Raw genomic sequence first — 18,163 nt, forward strand, 5'->3', positions numbered from 1 at the left:
AATCGCGCCCTTTTACGCCAAGGACCCCATCATGAAAACCCCTCTGCTGCTGTGCACCACCCTGCTGCTCGCCGCCTGCCAAAGCACCCCGGCCACCGAAACCCTCTACATCAAGAGCCAGCTGGCCGACTGCATCGGTGTCGCCCCCATGAAGTGCATGCAGGTACGCGGTCAGCCCGGCGAGAGCTGGAGTCTGTTCTACCAGCAGATCGAGGGCTTCGCCTTTGAGCCTGGCTACCGCTATGAGCTGGAAGTATCCAAGGAGCAGCTGACCGACGTGCCGGCCGACGCCTCCTCGGTGCGCTACCAGCTGATCAAAGTCGTGAGCAAGCAGGCCGACAACTGATCCAGAGGGCGTCAAACAGACCTTTCCAGTTCAATTTATCAGCACCTTATGCTACTCTGATGCCCCGTCACAGAGTGACTCACTGCATCAGCATGCCAGGTTATGATTAACATCCGCACCATCCGGGCCCTCGACTGGCCCGCCATCATGACCATCCAGCAGGAGTGTTATCACCAGCTGGAACCCGAGCCGCTCGCCGTGATGAGCAACAAGGCCGAGCTTGCCCCGGCCTGCTGCTGGGTCGCAGAGCGCCAGGGCAAGGTGCTGGGTTATCTGCTTTGCCACCCCTGGCGTGCCCATCAGCCCCCGCCCCTCTCGGTGCCCATGCAGACCCTGGCGGGCGACGAGGAGTTCTACCTGCACGATCTCGCCGTCTCCTGCGAGGCACGCGGACTGGGGGTGGGTCAGCGCCTGCTGGCGACCGCTCTCGAGTTTGCTTGCAATGAGGGTTATGAGCACGCGGGCCTGGTGGCGGTGCAGGATGCACCGGCGTTCTGGCGCAAGCAGGGGTTCGTTCCCTCTGCGACCCGCAAGTCGCTGGAGGAGTATGGGGAGGGCGCCGTCTATATGCGGCTGCCGCTGGCCGAACCGGTGTGAGACTCTGACCTATCCCATTAATACCAGCCAATAAAAAAGGCGCCTTTCGGCGCCTTTTTCTATCTCAACCCGGTGAACATCAAGCCTTGAACTTGCTGAACACCAGTGAGGCGTTGGTACCGCCAAAACCGAAGCTGTTGGACATGACGGTATTGAGGTCGGCGGCTTCGTACTCGCGCACGATGGGCAGACCAACGGCCTTCTCGTCCAGGGTCTCGATGTTGATGCTGGGGGCGATGAAGCCATGCTGCATCATCAGCAGGGAGTAGACGGCTTCGTGCACACCGGCGGCGCCCAGGGCATGACCGGTCATGGCCTTGGTAGCGGAGAGCTTGGGTGCATTGCTGCCAAACAGGGTCTGGATGGCTTCCAGCTCCTTGGTGTCACCGACCGGCGTGGAGGTGCCGTGAGTGTTGATGTAGTCCACCTTGCCGACACCCTGCATCGCCATTTTCATGCAACGCACGGCGCCTTCACCGCTCGGGGCGACCATGTCGTAGCCGTCGGAGGTGGCGCCATAGCCGGTGATCTCGGCGTAGATGTGGGCACCACGGGCCAGGGCGTGTTCCAGCTCCTCGACCACCAGGATGCCACCGCCACCGGAGATGACGAAACCATCGCGGTCCGCATCATAGGTACGGGATGCTTTTTCCGGGGTGTCGTTGTACTTGGTAGACAACGCGCCCATGGCATCGAACTGGATGGTGGAAGACCAGTCCAGCTCCTCGCCGCCGCCGGCGAAGACGATGTCCTGCTTGCCGAGCTGGATCAGCTCCATGGCGTGACCGATGCAGTGGGCAGAGGTCGCGCAGGCGGAGCTGATGGTGTAGTTGACACCCTTGATCTTGAACGGCGTGGCCAGACAGGCGGAGGTGGTGGAGGACATGGTGCGCGGCACCATGTAAGGCCCCACCCGCTTGACGCCCTTCTCACGAGCGATATCCGCGGACTCCGAAGTGTTCTTGCCGGAGGCACCGCCGGAACCGGTCACGATGCCGGTACGCTCGTTGGAGACCATCTCTTCCGGCAAACCGGCGTCGTCGATGGCCTGCTGCATGGAGAGATAGGCGTAAGCCGCCGCATCGCCCATGAAACGCATGACTTTACGGTCGATCAGTTCAGACGGCTCGAGTTTTAGGTTACCCCAGACACGGCTGCGCAGGTTGTATTGCTCAAACTGCTCGGAATAGGTGATGCCGGATTTGCCTGCTTTCAGGGAGGCCAGCACTTCTTCCTTGTTGTTGCCGATACTGGAGATGACGCCGATACCGGTGATCACTGCTCTTCTCATTAATTCATCTCGTCTGGAAAAACTGGCACCGAGTCTACCCGCTTTCGGCTGCCAAACTGGTCTGCTTTCACGTAGAATGCCCGCGATTTTGTGACGCGAGCAGAGGGTAACGTGAGTCAAACATCCTTACATCATGCCCGATTGGACTGGAATGAAGCGGGAACTCCAGTCTCCAGTGAGTTCGGGGACGTGTACTTTTCCAATGATAACGGTCTAAGTGAAACCCGCTACGTCTTTTTACAGCAAAATCGGCTACCAGAGCGATTCTTGCACCACGACAGTGACAGTTTCGTGATTGGTGAAACAGGTTTCGGCACAGGCCTTAACTTTCTGGCGACAATGGCCGCCTTTCTGGAACAGGCCGCCGACCCCGCGCGTTGCACTCGCCTGCACTTTATCAGCTTCGAGAAATACCCCCTGACCCGGGCCGATCTGCGCAAGGCGCTAGGGGCCTGGCCGGAGCTTGCATCCTGGAGCCAGGCTCTCATCGAGCAGTGGCCGCTACCGATTGAGGGCTGCCATCGCCTGCAGTTCGCAGGCGGCCGGATTCGGCTCGATCTCTGGTTTGGCGACATCAAGGACACCCTGCCTCTGGTGCCTCAGGGCCCGAATGGTCTGGTGGATGCCTGGTATCTGGACGGCTTCTCCCCCGCCAGGAACCCCGAGATGTGGACGCAAGACTTGTTTGACGGCCTCGCCCGCCTCGCTCGTCCCGCCGCGACCATCTCCACCTTTACCTGCGCCGGCTTCGTGCGCCGTGGGCTGATTGCCGCCGGCTTTGCCGCCAAGAAGGTCAAGGGCCACGGCAGCAAGCGGGAGATGCTGGCGGGTGGACGGGAAGACAAAGTGCCGGAGCAGACCATTGCCCCCTGGTATGCCCGTACCGATGCCAACGGCCCGAGCCGCAGCGGTGAGGTGCTGATCATCGGCGGTGGCATCGCCTCGGCCATGACGGCGCTCTCGCTGGTGGAGCGAGGCCGCAGGGTCACCCTGCTGTGCGAGGATGACGCCCCCGCCGCCGGCGCCTCCGGCAACCGCCAGGGGGCGCTCTATCCACTGCTCAACGGCGAGCACGACGCGCTTTCCCGCTTCTATGCCCTGGCATTTGGTTATGCCCGCAACCGCCTGCTGGCGCTGACGGCGCGTCACTCCATCGCCTTTGACTTATGCGGCGTGGTGCAACTCGGCTACGACGACAAGTCTGCCGCCAAGCTCGCCAAGATGTGCCAGGGCCCCTTCCCGCCCGAGCTGATGCACCCGCTCACTGAGTCTGCGGTAGAACAGGCCTGCGGCCTGCCCTGTGGCCACAGCGGTGTCATCTATCCGCTGGGCGGCTGGCTCTGTCCGGCGGATCTGACCCGTGCGGCCCTGGCCGAGGCGCAAGGGACCGGGCTGCTGCGGGTGGAGTACGGTGCCGAGATCACGGCAATCAGCGAGCAAGAGGGCGGCTGGCGCGTGGAAAGCCGGGAGGGTCGCCATTGGCAGGCACCCACCCTGGTGGTTGCCGCCGGCCACAAGTTGCCCGACCTGCTCCCCTTCGCCGAGTTGCCGCTCTATCCGGTGCGCGGTCAGGTGAGCCATGTGCCGACTACCACTAACCTGAGCCACCTCAAGACGGTGCTCTGCTACGACGGCTATCTCACCCCGGTCCACAACGGCGCGCACTGCATCGGCGCCAGCTATGGCCGCAACCAGAGCGGGACCGACTACAGCGCCGAGGAGCAGGCCCAGAACCAGCAGCGGCTGCAGGCCTGCCTGCCGGATCAGGCCTGGCCGGGTGAGGTGGATGTGAGTGCCGGTGAGGCGCGGGTCGGGGTGCGCTGCGCCAGCCGGGATCATCTGCCGGTGGCGGGGCCTGTCGTCAGACTGACAGGCCTTGCGGATCATTACACCCGGCTACAGAGCGAGCGGGAGAACGCGGCTCCCCTGCCCCTCTACCCCGGCCTGTTCGTGCTGGGAGCCCTCGGATCGCGAGGCCTGTGCTCGGCGCCACTGTGCGGCGAACTGGTCGCCAGCGAGATCTGTGGCGATCCCCTGCCGCTGCCGACCGACTTGCTGGAGGCGCTGCATCCCGCCCGTTACTGGGTGCGCAAGCTGCTCAAGGGCAAGCCGCTGCACGGTTGATGCACCGCTAACTACCGCGTCTCGTCGCGATCAAACAAAACGGGCTGCCCCTGCGGGCAGCCCGTTTTTCATCCTCAGAATCGCGAGTCAGCTCGCCGTCGGCCATCTCAGCCCGAGCTTGCGCCCCCCGTCGGTCTGCTTCGCCAGGGCGGCGAAACGCGCGCGGATGCTGTCCAGCACCGCCTGCCCCTCCTGCCAGCCTTGCGACTGCAAGGCGGCGCAATCGCGCGTCACCGGCAACTGGGCGAGCCGGGTGCCGAGCTGGCTGACGCTCTCCAACAGGATGTCCTTGTGGCGGCTCTCGTAGTCAAACATGGCCGCCACCAGCTTGTCCCACTGCTGGCGCTCGGCGGCGGGGGCCTTGGCCTTGTCCATCCAGTTCGGCACCCTGACCTGGATGCGCGCCGTCACACCGCTCTGCTCCAGCTCGCAGCGAGTGGCGGTCGGCGTGGTCTGCAACTGCCAGGAGAGCTGATAGCTGGCCCTGCCGATGTGGCCGCCGGCCTGAGTGGCTTCCTGTTTGGCAATCTGGCCCATGACGGCGGCGACGTCGGGGCCGGAGACCCGATAGAACTGGAAATCGACCTTGATGTCGGGGGCGAGCCTGACACCGGCATAATGGGAAGGATCAGCCCCGCTGGAGGCGGCGAACATCAAGGCCGCCACCACGCCTGTCTTACTGAAAAGTCCCATCTGTCCGCAGCCTTGCCTCTTGTGAGTCCCAGCGTGAATTCAATTAAGAATCAATGAATTAATACTCAGGATGGGAGATTAACCGCGATCTCGGGCGCTGTCACCTGCTGTCATCACACCGTCGCAACAAGGGTGCGGGCCGCGCACATTTAGCCAGGGGACAGTGTTGCAGATGGGGAGGTAGATCAAAGAAAAATACTACTTTTGGGATAATAATCAGCACGTTTTTTGTCAAAGCAGGTTAACGCTGGTCAGATCTTCGCCAGGTTGACCTCGGGCATCGACCACCGTTATCCCGTACTCAGGAACTTACTCTATGATGGAACTCCTTATTGGCACCCTGGTCACCCTGGCCGTGGGTCGCTACATCTTCAAGGGCTACTCGGCCACCGGGGTGCTGCTCAGCGGCGGCCTGCTGTTGCTGGCGATCACCGCCCTGATGGGCAAGGCCGTGCTGCCCGCCAGCGTCGCCTCCACCGGCCATGTGGCGACCGACGTGTTCGAGTACGTGCGCTTCCTGCTGGTCGACCGTGGCGGTGGCCTGGGCATGCTGATCATGGTGCTGTGCGGTTTCGCCGGCTACATGAGCCACATCGGTGCCAACACCATCTTGGTAAAGCTGGCCAGCAAGCCCCTTGGCATCATCAAGTCCCCCTACATCCTGCTGGTCGCCGCCTATCTGGTCGCCTGCGCCATGTCGTTGGCGGTGAGCTCCGCCACCGGCCTCGGCGTGCTGTTGATGGCCACTCTGTTCCCGCTGATGGTCAACATGGGGATCTCCCGTGGCGCGGCGGCGGCGGTGTGCGCCTCCCCGGCCGCCATCATCCTGGCCCCCACCTCGGGGGACGTGGTGATGGCCGCCCAGGCCGCCAACATGGAGCTCATCGAGTTCGCCTTCAAGCTGACCCTGCCCATCTCGCTGGTGGCCATCGCCGCCATGGCGGTGACCCACTTCTTCTGGCAGCGTTATCTGGACCAGAAGTCTGGCGAGCACAATGCGCCCGTCGCCCCGAGCGATCTCATCACCGATGCCCCCGCGCTCTACGCCATGCTGCCGTTCACCCCCATCATCGGCGTGCTGCTGTTTGACGGCAAAGTCGGACCCAAGCTCGACATCGTCACCATCATCGTCATCTGTCTGGTGCTGGCCGCCCTGCTGGAGCTGGTACGCAAGCGCAATGGCAAGGAGCTGCTGGACGGTCTGCAGGTGTGCTGGCGCAACATGGCCGATGCCTTCGCCGGCGTGGTCATGCTGCTGGTGGGTGCCGGGGTCTTCGCCCAGGGGCTGATGGGGCTTGGTTTCATCGCCAACCTGCTGGACTTGGCCCAGAGCTTCGGCACCGGCGGCATCGTCATCATGCTGGTGCTGGTGGTCATCACCACCCTGGCGGCCTTCACCACCGGCTCGGGCAATGCGCCCTTCTATGCCTTCGTGGAGCTTATTCCCCATCTCGCCACCAGCCTCGGCGTCAACCCCGCCTACCTGGTCATCCCCATGCTGCAGGCCTCCAACCTGGGTCGCACCATCTCGCCGGTGTCCGGCGTGGTGGTCGCCTGTGCGGGCATGGGTAATCTGTCGCCGTTCGAGGTGGTCAAACGCACCTCGGTACCGGTTGCGGTCGGCCTGGTGGTGGTGATCCTCGCCACCCAGATCATGGTCCCCGCTTAAGTACCCGCCAGATCTGCCACCAGCCCGGCACCTCGCCGGGCTGGTATCTCTCCCCGTGATTGGAGTAGACTCGGTGCTCTTTTTTCTCTAAGGAGGACCGAGATGAGTATTACGGTTCAACTTGCCCACTTCAGTGACTGCCACTCCCATTTCGATGGCGCGCCCATGCGCTTCCTCCCCGCAGGCGAGTCCGAGTGGCGCACCCAGTGCGGCGGCTATGCCCGCATCCTGAGCAGGCTCGAGACTCTGCGCCAGCAAGCCACGGCCGCAGGCCAATGCTGCCTGCTGCTGCACGGTGGTGACACCTTCCAGGGCTCGCTCTATTTCAACCGATTCAAGGGACGGGCCAACGCCGACTTGCTCGGCCTGCTGCGACCCGATGCCATGGTGATCGGCAATCACGAGTTCGATCTCGGCAACGGCCCGCTGGTGGAGTTTCTGCGCCAGCTCGATTTCCCGGTGCTGGCCGCCAATCTCGACAGCAGCCAGGAGCCTGCCGACGCCCCGCTGCGACTGCGCGGCCTGCCACGGCTGCATGACGCCAGCCGTCCCTGGCACAAGCGTCTCATCGACGGCGTGCCCTTCGCCCTGCTCGGCATCACCCTGCCGCAGATGGCGGCCATCGCGAGCCCCGATGCCCACACCCATTTTCACGGCATCGAGCAGACCCTCACCGCCGCCCTCAGGGAGATCCAGGCCGAAGGCATCCATCACATCATCCTGCTGAGTCACCTCGGGCTCGAGCAGGACAAGCGCCTGGCCGCCCGTTTTCCGGAGCTCAGCCTCATCGTCGGCGGCCACACTCACAGCCAGCTGGGGGATCTGGCCCCGCTCGGACTGCAAAGTGAAGGCAGCTATCCGCTGATGGTCGAGGGGGTCGCCATCCTGCACGCCGCCCACAGCGCGCTCTGCCTCGGGGTGTGCGAGCTGGAATTTGACGACAATGGCCGAGTGCAACGCACCGCCGGCCAACTCGAATGGCTGCCCTGGCAACCCTGGCCCTTCGCCTCGACGCCGCCGGCCGGGCTGCATTTCTGCGAGCCGGCCCCCGCGCTGGAGCAACATCTGGCCAAACGCTATCGGCCCGAGCTCGAGACCATGACCCGCCGCATCGTGACCCGGCTCGCCGGGCCACTGCACCATCAGCGCCTGCCCGATGCGGTCCTGCCCACCGGCAGCCAGGTGGCGCCGCTGGTGGCCCAGGCCATGCTGACCGCCGCCCGCGAACAGGTGGGTCAGGTGGATTTCGCGCTGCACAACGCCGGCGGCGTGCGCTGCTCACTCGAACCCGGCCCCTTGAGCGAAGCGGACATCGCCGGCCGCCTGCTGCCCTTCGCCATTCCGCTCACCCTCTACCGGGTGCATGGCCATGAGCTCGCCGAGGCACTGGAGGGAGCCATCGACAACGCCACCAACAACGGCGTGGTCGGCAATGGCAGCGGCAGCTTCCCCTATACCGCCGGAGTCCGGTTCTGCTATCAGGCGGACATGCCCAAAGGGGGCCGGATCACTCGCCTCGAGTGGGAAGCCAGTCCGGGACAGTGGCAGGCCGTCGAGGCCGATACCGTCTATCGGGGGGTCTCCAGCGCCTACACCGCCTCCGGCAAGGAGGGTTACACCGCGCTGGCCCGCACCCTGACCCAGCACAATCAGGAGCTCGGCATCACCCTGGCGGATGCCTTTATCCGCTGGGCTCGCTATCTGCCCGAGCTCGCCCCCCTGCCGGCGCTGGTGGAATATCGCGGCTAGGCTCTGCCCGTGGTTTCCATGGGCAGAGGCCCTTTCCCCATGCGGGGGAAGGGCCTTATCCCACGAGACGACCCTGGCCACGATGGCAGGCAAAAAAACCACCACACAGCGCCCCATCAGCAGAATGGGGAGGTTAGATAGGGCATTAGCAACATAAAACGACACCCATTTAAGCGCATCAATATTTTTCACTACCAAAATGCATAGGAAATGAGCGCCTCGGTAACACTGGGCCCGCTTTTCGTCTCCCCGTGAGGGACTGAAAACGATACTTTTATAAATTATTTCAAGCACATCCCCCCACCCCATTGCATAGAGCTGCCAGCCTCGGCAACACTGGGCCCCGCTTTTCGTCTCCCCGTGAGGGACTGAAAACGATACTTTTATAAATTATTTCAAGCACATCCCCCCACCCCATTGCATAGAGCTGCTAGCCTCGGCAAGATAGGCCCGCTTTTCGTTTCTCCCGCAGCCACAGGTCATCCATGAATAACAGCATCCGTTTTACCCCACAACGCCACAATCCGGGGCTCAAACCACTGGTGGTCCTGCTCACCGCCCTGATGGCGCTGCTGTTTTGCCTGCGCAACCCGCTGGTTCATGGCATGGCGCCGGGCTTCGATGCCTCGCTGTTCGCGGTGATGGGCAAGATGTGGAGCGAAGGCGGCGTGCTCTATCGGGACATGATCGACATCAAGGGTCCGATGATCTTCGCCCTCGATGCGCTCGGCTACGGGATGGGTGGCTTCTTCGGGATCTGGCTGCTGGAGTGGGTGCTGTGCTGGCTGGGGCTGCTCGCGAGCTGGCAGGCCTTTGCCCAGCTCGGCCTCTCCCTGCGGGCGCGGCTCGGCAGCATGCTGGCGCTGCTTGCGCTCTACGGTACCCGTTATTACTACGGCAACATGACCGAGGACTGGACCTTCTATCTGGCCCTCATCGCCCAGTGGGCCTTCATTACCATGCTGCTGGACAAGCGCTTCAGTTGGGGACCGGCCCTAGTGGCGGCCATCACCTTCGCCATCGTGGCCTGGATGCGCACCAACAACGGCGCATTCTGGGGGGCCTGGTATCTGGTGCTGTTCTGCCACTGGTGCCTGCGCGAGCAGTGGCGCTGCGCCTTTGGCCTGCTCCTCTCCAGCCTGCTGGGGCTGGCGCTGGTCGGCGGCCCGCTGTTTGCCTACTTCCAGCACCATGGCTTGCTGGCACAATTCCAGTATTACGCCTTCGGCATCTTCTTCGAGGGCAGCTACGGCAACGGCTTCTCGCCGGAGGTCGGCGCCGTCGGCCTGCTGCGCACCGGTCTCGTCATGTTGCTGCCCGCCTTCATCGTGTTGATGCTGGGCAGACGACAGGAGTGGTATCTGCCCGCCCTGTGCGCCACCCTGCTCGGGGTGCTGTTCACTCTGGTCGCCAACTCTGTCTCCGGCCATGTATTCGATCACTACGACGTGCTCTATCTGCCGCTGGGCCTGCTGCCGCTCGCCTGTCTGCTGGACCGCAGCGAGCAGCAGACCGATGCCCTCGGCCTGCTCTGCATCTCGCTGGTGGTACTGACCGCCAGCTGGCTGCTGGCCCAACAGATCGGCTACGGCTGGAGCACCAAGGAGTGGTCGCTGGAACGAGTCCGGGAGGTGCTTGGCAACAGCCTGTTGTGGGCCCTGCCGGTGCTGATCCTGGTGCCCCTGTGGCGCGCCTGGGATGTGCGCAGTGCCACCCCCTGGCTCGCCTCGCTGGCCATGCTGGCGCTGCTGCTCAACAATGCCTGGGAGGGTACCCTGAAGGGCAAGCCGTTCAATCCGCCGGCGCAGGTACGAGTCGACAGGATCAAGGCAGAGACCAGCCCGAGCGACAAGATCTGGGTCGACGGCATCCAGCCACAATACTATCTGTGGACCGATCGCCAGCCGGCGTCCGCCTACCTGTTCTTTGCCAACGTCAACCCGCCCTACGACGTGCGCGAGCGGGTGCTGGCCGATCTCAAACGCCAGAATCCCAAGTTCATCATCGCCAAGCCGGAGCGGATCGCGGCCGAGCTGAAGCAGCCAAGCTCCCCCTCCAGCCTCGCCTTCTATCAATACCTGACGGCGCACTACGAAGAGGTCGATCCCGGCCTGTATCGCCGTCGCTGAAGTAGCACACTCTGACAGCAGGGCCGTCATTGGCAACGATGACGGCCCTTTTCATCAGCGATACGGGCACAGAGAGAAGACCTGCGGTGTTCAAACCGGCGCATCCTGACTACAATGACGCTCTTTTTTAGCCTGGAGGCTGATGAATCATGGCGGAACTGACCTATCTGGGCGGCTATCCGGACCCGCTCAAGGCTCAGGTGCAGCAACTGATTGCGGCGGGCAAGCTCGGCGCCATGCTGGCCAAGCGCTATCCCGACAGTCACCTCGTCCAGAGTGACAAGGCGCTGCTGAGCTATACCATGGAGCTGAAGAACCGCTATCTCAAAAGCTCCTCCCCCCTCTCCAAGGTGATCTTCGATGGCAAGATCAACGTGATCAAGGATGCCCTCGGCCTGCACACCTATGTCAGCCGGGTGCAGGGCAACAAGCTCAAGGCCAAGAACGAGATCCGCATCGCCGCCCTGTTCAAGGAGGCCCATCCCGCCTTCCTGAAGATGATAGTGGTGCACGAGCTGGCCCACTTGAAGGAGAAGGATCACAACAAGGCCTTCTACCAGCTCTGCCAGCACATGGAACCGGACTATCATCAACTGGAGTTTGATCTCAGGCTCTGGCTCACTTGGCGTGACATCGAGCGCGCCAGGAGCTGAGTCCCTTGGTTGCAAGGAGGCGACATGAACCCATGGCGACATCGTTCTGCCCATCTCGTCTGGATCTGCCGGATGCTGGGTCTGTGGTTGCTGTCCCTGCCCGCCCTCGCCGCCGAGCGCTGGCAGAGCGATGACTACCTGATCCAGAGCTTCTTCGAGGTCGCCATGAAGCGGGAATACGGCCATGAGCAGCAGGTGCGCTTTTCTCGCTGGCAGACCCCCATTCGCCTCAAGCTCATCAACGAATTTGGCGACAAGCCGCTGCAGGCCGAAGTGGTCAGGATCCAGAGCCAGCATCTGGCCAGGATCACCGGCCAACCCATCCGGCTGGTCAATGACAACCCCAATCTCACCCTCATCATGACCCGGCACAAACAGATGGCGAGCTGGGCCAGCCGTACCATAGGCCAGGATGGCTCGGTCAAGATCGCCCTCAAGGAGGGGATCTGCCTGGCCAACTTCGCCACCAATGCCGCCCATGAGATCACCCGCGCCACCGTCATCATTCCGGTGGATTACAGTCGTGACAAGGGCCGTTTTCTGGATTGCGTGGTGGAAGAGCTCACCCAGATCATGGGATTGCCCAATGACTCGGACAAGGTATTTCCCTCCATCTTCAACGATCACAGCGTCGACAGCTTCCCGACCGGACTCGACTACGTGCTGCTCAAGCTCGCCTATCACCCGGCCCTGCATGCGGGCATGACCGCCGACGAGGTGCGCGACGCCCTGCCCATCGCCATCAAGACCCTGCGCAGCAACGGCGACATCGCCCAGGCCAACCAGCGAGTCCAGCAAGATAGCCTCAAGCGCTGGGCCGGGTTATAGACGAGCCGACGGCGTTGCCGCGCCCTGCATGACACCACTGACATTGGCGTCGCCAGCAACAAAAAACGCAGCCCCTGGCTGCGTTTTTTGATCTCAAGAGTGCCGCACATCTGGTGCAGACACCGACTCAGGCGTCGGCGTTTTCCGCCTCCGGCATCCAGCTGTCGGAGTTCTCCCACACTTCCTGCACCATGGCCTCCGCCCGCTCCCTGTCCTCCTTGCTGGCGCGGCTGACCGTCAGCGCCATGGCGCTGCCCGGCGCGACCCGCACATGCAGGTCGGGAAACGGCTCGCCTAATTGCTTGAGCAACTCCTGCCGCAGCGCCTCCATGGTCGAAGTGGGGATCTGATGTTTTTTGTCGATGATGATTTCCAGGCGCATAGGATAGCTCTCCATGATTTATAACTGTATTTTTATACAGTCATCGTCAAAAGTAAAGCACCCGACCATGCTGATCAGCCTGCTGTTTGGCATGAGCGACGGCATCAAGAGCGCCGCACTGGCCGGCATGCTACCCGAGTGGAGCCTGCATTTGCCGCTGGCGGAGCAGGGTCTGGCCTGGCTGCTGCCCTCACTGCTGGGGCTGATGCTGGCCGCCATCTATGATCGACTGCCCGGCCGTGAGTCTGTGACGGCCTCAGCAGTAACGCCAACCACTCTGTGCAGCGGGAGAGCTGATAAGCTCGTTGCAACACTACCGGGGGCAGTCTCGACTCCGAGCGTCCTCTCCCCCTCCCGACAAACCGTCTTCTTGAGTCATCCGCTTTCCCTCGTCATCCTCCTCGCAAGCAATGACGAACCAATGAATTCCCGATCGAACCGCATCACCCCTCACCGATCAGCTGATGCCGCTGGTGGCAGCCTCATGCGATAGCGACCATGACAGACTATTTTGGGTCTTTTCATGACTGGCGCTCAACCTCCTGCCCTTGCCTTCTTTCCACTGCGGTGATGATGCCATGACAGGGCTCAAAAAAGTCCAAATTGAGATAGATGAAAACATCGTTTCATTTTTAATAGATAAATCTCTCATTTTTCATGTGCAATCGCATCACTCTCATTGCAAATGAAACATCAACCAAAGTATATTTGAACCGTCGTTTTGAAAAATTGAATTCATTGCATTGAATGGGCTCAGGCGGTACCTGATTCTGACACCGCCCTGCGCTTCACAACCATTGCCATGATCTGCTGCTCAAACACGATCCTTAATGAGTCCACGCCAGATTGAAAACCATATGGCGCGTCATCTGGCCTGGACCACCATTAGCCGCCGTTTCATAGGATTGATCGAAAGGTATGAAGTTAAAATTCGCATGTGCCGCCATTGCCGTCTGCTCGGCGCTCACCAGCATGAATGCCAATGCATGGAGCCTCAATTATCGCCATGAGTTCCTGGAGAAGCAGGATCAACAGAGCGACCGTCTGGTGGTATCACATCGCTTCGATAATGGCTGGGGCTTTGGCGTCGAGTCCAAGTTTACCAGCGGGGGTGAGGGAGAAGGGGCATTCGATGAACTCCACACCACGGGGACCGAATATGATTTGAGCTACCTTGCCAAACCCAACGATACATGGTGGTGGGAAGCCGGCTTCAATACCGAGATCACGGATGATGTGCAGGATCTGCGCGTTCACTTCAAGCCGACATATTGGTTCAATCAGAATTTCTATACTGCTGCTCGTTTCCGGGTGGGTCAGCGTAATTACGTTGACGAAATGAACAAGGAAAATGGCCACTATTTCCAGCTGAATTACTATCTCGGCTATAACGCGGAAAATTGGTCCATCGCTTACGACTTCGAATATAAGAAGCTCGACTATCCCGATTTCGATGGTGAGGAGTACTCCTATCTGAACAACGTCACCATCCGCGTCCCCATTAACAAGAACTGGCGTCCGTTTACCGAGATTGGTTACGTCTCTTACAACGATCCGACCGATGATAGCCCCTACCCCAATGATTGGCAGTGGCGCTGGCGGGTCGGGGTTGAGTACATATTCTAATCTGCCCACTCATTCCAACAAGACCCATGAGCGTCGCACGCTATCTGACATTAAAGAGCCATTAGAACCAGATTTTCATAAGGTGCTGACAGTCATCACCGTACAAAACTAATTTCTACCAGGTCAGGATAAACAGGAATTAAATGAATCCTTTTATTCCAAACCCTGCATGGCTTTTATTGAATACGTGCAATGGTTCACAAGATGAACCTTTATCCAGCATTGACTTGTTCACAGCATATTGCCTGCTGCTATTCGTCATTATGCCTGGGTTCAGGGAATATCTTGGGAAGCAAGTTTTCAACTTGTTATTCGGATCACAGTTCGGGATGAACCGCTGAACGAGTCGTAAAAAGATATGTCTAAGGGGGCAGTTAATATCATCTCGTCAAGATGAGACTCACTGCCGCCTAATCATTGTATCTGTTCAATATTGAACGACCCCCTCATTAATAACGGAAGGTGGTCGGTACATCAATATAAATAACAGCTTCAAGGAGTATTGTATGAAGCTTGGAAATTGGGTGCTCGAGCCAAATGCGGCACTCACTCGTTTTTGTGTCTCCGCTCCCCGTGAGGAGCGATTCGCCGAGTTCTTCACCGGCGAAGCCATGGATATGACCATGGACTATCGGTTCCAGAATGGTGGGGGACCGAAAGAGGATGCATTCTGCCGGCGGGTTTTCCGCCAGCAGATGGCCGAGCGGGAAGTGGATCCGGCACAAGCACTGCCAATGACTCAGGTCAGCTTTTCCGGAGAGGGAGACGTCGTCTCTTTCTCTTCCTTCAAGCGCCAGCCGTTTCATGTACAGCGCTGGCTGGAGGTGGAGCTGCACGCCGCCGAAGCAGGCTGCTATCCATTCCGGCTGTCGACCTGTGGCGGTGCTCGGCTCTGGTGTGATGGCGTGGCCGTCGCCCAGTTTACCCCCTTCACTCGCAACAAGATGCAGAGCCTCGACGTGGCGCTGCCACTGCGGGCGGGGAAGAACAACCTGCGGATCCATCTGGAAGAGCTGTTCGAGCGCGATACCATCTTTGCCCTGCGCCTCGTCTATCTGGGTGAGGTAGCACTGGGTGTCTCCCTGCCCGGCATCGCGGCTCCCGTGCTCGACGATCTGACCCGCCTGGCCACCGGCATGCGGCCAGAGCTCGCGGCCCGGAACAATCAGGTACGGATCCGGCTCGGTGACGCCTCCCCTGCCCGCACCATCCGCCTGCACGGCGAGATCCACGGCATGGGCAACGACAACTTCACGCCGCGCCGGGTCGACTTCGGCGAACTCGCGGCACACAGCCAGACGTTGACCCTGACCCTGCCCGCCGACATCGGCCCGGCTCACTATCAGGTAGTCCTGACCCTGAGCTGTGATGGCGTCCACCTCAACCGCAGCTTCGGCATCAACCTCATGGCCGAGCCCTGTGCGGCCGAGACCACGACCAGCCTGCAGGCTCGCAAGCAACAGGCGCTGCGCCATATTGCGCAGCACGGCATGGAGCGGACCGCCCGCCTGCTGGCCATGTTGCACAGCGACGAGATTGGGGCCGATGCCGAGCAACTGCTGCTCGACACCCTGAAACGGATCAGCGCCCGCGAGGATTGCTCCGACTTCTCCCTGGTGCCCCTGCTCTGGATCTGGCGCCAGCACGAGGGAGAACACTTCCCGGCCGCCCTGTGGCGGCGGATGCGCTCCACCATCCTCGGTTACCGCTACTGGCTGGATGAGCCGGGCAACGACGTGATGTGGTTCTGGAGCGAGAACCACACTCTCTGCTTCCACGCCGCCCAGTATCTGGCTGGCCAGATGTTCCCGGACGCGTTGTTCCTGGCCTCCGGCCGCAAGGGGGGGCAGCAACGCGCCCTGGCCGCCCAGCGCCTGGGTCTGTGGTTCGACGCCATCGAGGAGCACGGCTTCGTCGAGTGGAATTCGGGCCCCCTACTACCCGGTCGACTACATCGGTCTGTTCGCCCTCTACCAGCTGGCAGAAGACGCCTGGGTGCGCGAGCGTGCCAAGGGATTGATCGATCGACTGATGCGGCTGAGCGCCCTGCACTACCAGGCGGGTATCGCCACCGGCACCATGGGCCGGGTCTATGAGAAGGAACTGCTGGCGGGCGTGCTCACCGAGCTGTCGGCCTACGGCAACGTCGCCTGGGGCGGTGGTTGGTACAACCGCAAGTGTGCCTCCCTGCCGCTGTTCTGCGCCAGCGACTACCAGCCACCGGTAGAAACCGATCGTTACGCAACCCTGCACCAGGGGGCATTGTCGGCCCACTACCAGTGCGGCGGCGGCAAGATCGTCGTCTGGAAGGAGCCCGGCGTCAGCCTCTCCAGCTGCGTTGACCACCATAGCGGCCAGCGGGGTCACCAACAGCATCTGGTGGATCTGCAGTTCGCCTCCCGGCATGACGCCAAGCTCTGGGTCAATCACCCGGGCGAGGCCGAACCCGGCGGTGAGAAGCGCCCCTCCTACTGGTCTGGCAACGGCGTGCTGCCGCGGGTGATGCAGGTGGAGAACCGCGTCCTGCAGCTCTACCGACTGGCCGAGGACGAGCCCTTCCCCTGGACCCACCTCTATCTGCCGGGCGACGCCTTCGATCAGGTGATCACCACAGCCCACAGCTGTGTAGTGCGGGCGGGGAATGCCTTCGCCGTCATCGGCTGCTCGGCTCCGCTGCAGGCGGTGACCGAGGGCATGACGGCGGGCTGCGAATACCGCGCCAACGCCCGTCAGGTGGCCTGGTATATCGAAGTCGGCCATGGCGATGAAGCGGCCTTTGCGGCCTTCTGTCTGCGCATGGCGACCCTGCAGATCCATCTGGAGGGAGAAACCGCCATCGCCCGCACGGCACAGGAAGCGTTGATGCAGCTGGATTGGCAGGGTGACTGCCAGATCGATGGCGTCTCGCACACCTTCCCCGCCGAGGCGGGATCCGATCCCATCGTGATCTATCGTGGAGACGCACAATGAAACCGCAAGCACTCATCCCCACCCTGGAGCGGGTGGTCCATGGCTTCTGCCAGTTGAAAGGCATGGGTGAGCTGACGGCCAGCCAGGGCCTGTCCATCCAGTTCGAACAGTGGGAGTGGGAGGTCGGCGTCGGTCTCTACGGCTTCTGGCGTTATGCCGAACACAAGGGGGACGCCGAGCTGCAGGCCTCCCTGCTGGCCTGGTATGAGGGACAGATCGCCAAGGGACTGCCCGCCATGCAGATCAACACCACGGCCCCCATGATCACCCTGGCACTGCTGGCGGGTCACAGCGGCCGCGCCGATCTGCGCGAAGCGGTCAACGCCTGGGCTGACGATCTGCTCGCCAACCTGCCCAGAACCGAAGAAGGCGGATTTCAGCACGTGGTCAAGGAGCAGCCCAATACCGGCCAGCTCTGGGACGACACCCTGTTCATGACCTGCCTGTTCCTCGGAACCGCCGGGATCGTGCTGGCGCGACAGGATCTGATCGACGAGGCCGTCTATCAGTTTCTGCTGCACACCCGCTACCTGAGCGAGCCCAAAAGCGGACTCTGGTATCACGGTTGGACTTACCTCGATCGGCATCATTTCGCCGAGGCGTTCTGGGCCAGGGGCAATGCCTGGATCACCGTCGCCATCCCCGAGTTCATCGATCTGATGGGGGAGCATCTGGACGCCGGCGTACGGCGCTACTTCACCCAGGTCGTGGCGCGCCAGGTGCGTTCCCTGTGTGAACTGCAGGCCGACAACGGCATGTGGCACACGGTGCTCGACGATCCCTATTCACCGCAGGAATCCTCCGCCACGGCGGGGATCGCCTACGGCATGCTGCGCGGTGTCCGATTGGGCTTGCTGGATAGCTCGGTGATCGAGCCCGCCCTGCGGGCGGCCCGGGCGGTGTGGGAGCGCATCGATGGGGATGGCATCGTCCTCGACGCCTCCAAGGGAACCATGATTGGCCACGATCATCAGTACTACTGCGACATTGCCATGGCGCCCGTGCCCTATGCCCAGGCGTTGACGATGTTGCTGCTGCTCGAGCTGGAGCAGGGTCAGTGGTTGGCGTAACCGTTTTTAGTGTTGTAATTATTCGGAGAAAAATTT

General features: G+C 61.6%; 16 protein-coding genes. 13 read left to right on the top strand and 3 right to left on the bottom strand.

What is annotated here, in order from left to right; genetic code table 11:
- Positions 1 to 31: 31 nt before the first annotated feature.
- Together ACZ9IL_RS08295 and ACZ9IL_RS08300 are read left to right on the top strand one after the other, a co-directional pair.
- A complete protein-coding gene (locus ACZ9IL_RS08295) occupies positions 32 to 346 on the top strand; it encodes a DUF4377 domain-containing protein (RefSeq protein ID WP_476003079.1) in 315 nt (104 codons plus the stop codon).
- A gap of 102 nt (positions 347 to 448) precedes the next feature.
- Positions 449 to 943 (top strand): GNAT family N-acetyltransferase, encoded by a 495-nt coding sequence (locus ACZ9IL_RS08300; protein ID WP_476003080.1) that lies wholly within the window; start codon positions 449 to 451, stop codon positions 941 to 943.
- Between the two features lie 79 nt (positions 944 to 1,022).
- Here the strand turns inward: ACZ9IL_RS08300 and fabB are convergent, their stop codons facing one another.
- The gene (gene fabB / locus ACZ9IL_RS08305) at positions 1,023 to 2,234 is read right to left on the bottom strand and encodes a beta-ketoacyl-ACP synthase I (protein ID WP_476003081.1); all 1,212 of its coding nucleotides are present in this window, start codon (positions 2,232 to 2,234) and stop codon (positions 1,023 to 1,025) included.
- 90 nt (positions 2,235 to 2,324) lie between these two features.
- Between fabB and mnmC the strand changes: the two genes are divergently transcribed.
- Positions 2,325 to 4,358: a bifunctional tRNA (5-methylaminomethyl-2-thiouridine)(34)-methyltransferase MnmC2/FAD-dependent 5-carboxymethylaminomethyl-2-thiouridine(34) oxidoreductase MnmC1 gene (gene mnmC / locus ACZ9IL_RS08310; protein WP_476003082.1), complete on the top strand. Its 2,034-nt coding sequence runs from the start codon at positions 2,325 to 2,327 to the stop codon at positions 4,356 to 4,358.
- Between the two features lie 87 nt (positions 4,359 to 4,445).
- Here mnmC and ACZ9IL_RS08315 read toward each other — a convergent pair whose 3' ends face one another.
- Entirely contained in the window at positions 4,446 to 5,051 is a 606-nt protein-coding gene (locus tag ACZ9IL_RS08315; protein ID WP_476003083.1) for a DUF922 domain-containing protein, read from the bottom strand.
- A gap of 316 nt (positions 5,052 to 5,367) precedes the next feature.
- Between ACZ9IL_RS08315 and dcuC the strand changes: the two genes are divergently transcribed.
- The 5 genes from dcuC (at position 5,368) to ACZ9IL_RS08340 (ending at position 12,079) form a co-directional block, all read left to right on the top strand.
- The gene (gene dcuC, locus ACZ9IL_RS08320; RefSeq protein WP_476003084.1) at positions 5,368 to 6,720 is read left to right on the top strand and encodes an anaerobic C4-dicarboxylate transporter DcuC; all 1,353 of its coding nucleotides are present in this window, start codon (positions 5,368 to 5,370) and stop codon (positions 6,718 to 6,720) included.
- A 102-nt stretch (positions 6,721 to 6,822) separates the two neighbouring features.
- Positions 6,823 to 8,469, top strand: a complete 1,647-nt coding sequence (locus ACZ9IL_RS08325) for a bifunctional metallophosphatase/5'-nucleotidase (RefSeq protein WP_476003085.1) — start codon at positions 6,823 to 6,825, stop codon at positions 8,467 to 8,469.
- A 485-nt stretch (positions 8,470 to 8,954) separates the two neighbouring features.
- Positions 8,955 to 10,598 (top strand): hypothetical protein, encoded by a 1,644-nt coding sequence (locus tag ACZ9IL_RS08330; RefSeq protein ID WP_476003086.1) that lies wholly within the window; start codon positions 8,955 to 8,957, stop codon positions 10,596 to 10,598.
- 149 nt (positions 10,599 to 10,747) lie between these two features.
- Positions 10,748 to 11,251, top strand: a complete 504-nt coding sequence (locus ACZ9IL_RS08335) for a M48 metallopeptidase family protein (RefSeq protein ID WP_476003087.1) — start codon at positions 10,748 to 10,750, stop codon at positions 11,249 to 11,251.
- Between the two features lie 72 nt (positions 11,252 to 11,323).
- Positions 11,324 to 12,079: a DUF2927 domain-containing protein gene (locus ACZ9IL_RS08340; RefSeq protein ID WP_476005325.1), complete on the top strand. Its 756-nt coding sequence runs from the start codon at positions 11,324 to 11,326 to the stop codon at positions 12,077 to 12,079.
- A 127-nt stretch (positions 12,080 to 12,206) separates the two neighbouring features.
- On the opposite strand, the gene ACZ9IL_RS08345 is transcribed toward ACZ9IL_RS08340, so the two are convergent.
- Positions 12,207 to 12,461 carry a DinI family protein gene (locus tag ACZ9IL_RS08345; protein WP_033132477.1) on the bottom strand — a complete coding sequence of 85 codons (255 nt, stop codon included), beginning with the start codon at positions 12,459 to 12,461 and terminating at the stop codon, positions 12,207 to 12,209.
- Between the two features lie 13 nt (positions 12,462 to 12,474).
- Between ACZ9IL_RS08345 and ACZ9IL_RS08350 the strand changes: the two genes are divergently transcribed.
- The 5 genes from ACZ9IL_RS08350 to bglB all read left to right on the top strand — a co-directional run bounded on the left by ACZ9IL_RS08350 (position 12,475) and on the right by bglB (position 18,127).
- Positions 12,475 to 12,954 (top strand): branched-chain amino acid transport system II carrier protein, encoded by a 480-nt coding sequence (locus tag ACZ9IL_RS08350; RefSeq protein ID WP_476003088.1) that lies wholly within the window; start codon positions 12,475 to 12,477, stop codon positions 12,952 to 12,954.
- Positions 12,955 to 13,379: 425 nt separating this feature from the next.
- Entirely contained in the window at positions 13,380 to 14,087 is a 708-nt protein-coding gene (locus ACZ9IL_RS08355) for an oligogalacturonate-specific porin KdgM family protein (protein ID WP_476003089.1), read from the top strand.
- Positions 14,088 to 14,593: 506 nt separating this feature from the next.
- Positions 14,594 to 16,183, top strand: a complete 1,590-nt coding sequence (locus tag ACZ9IL_RS08360) for a hypothetical protein (RefSeq protein ID WP_476003090.1) — start codon at positions 14,594 to 14,596, stop codon at positions 16,181 to 16,183.
- Positions 16,119 to 17,057: a hypothetical protein gene (locus ACZ9IL_RS08365; protein WP_476003091.1), complete on the top strand. Its 939-nt coding sequence runs from the start codon at positions 16,119 to 16,121 to the stop codon at positions 17,055 to 17,057. Before ACZ9IL_RS08360 ends, ACZ9IL_RS08365 begins: the two co-directional genes overlap by 65 nt.
- On the top strand, positions 17,054 to 18,127 hold the full coding sequence (gene bglB, locus ACZ9IL_RS08370; protein ID WP_476003092.1) for a beta-galactosidase BglB: 1,074 nt from the start codon (positions 17,054 to 17,056) through the stop codon (positions 18,125 to 18,127). The genes ACZ9IL_RS08365 and bglB overlap by 4 nt, the downstream gene beginning before the upstream one ends.
- Positions 18,128 to 18,163 lie beyond the last annotated feature (36 nt).

The organism is Aeromonas sp. TECH754 (assembly GCF_056279295.1).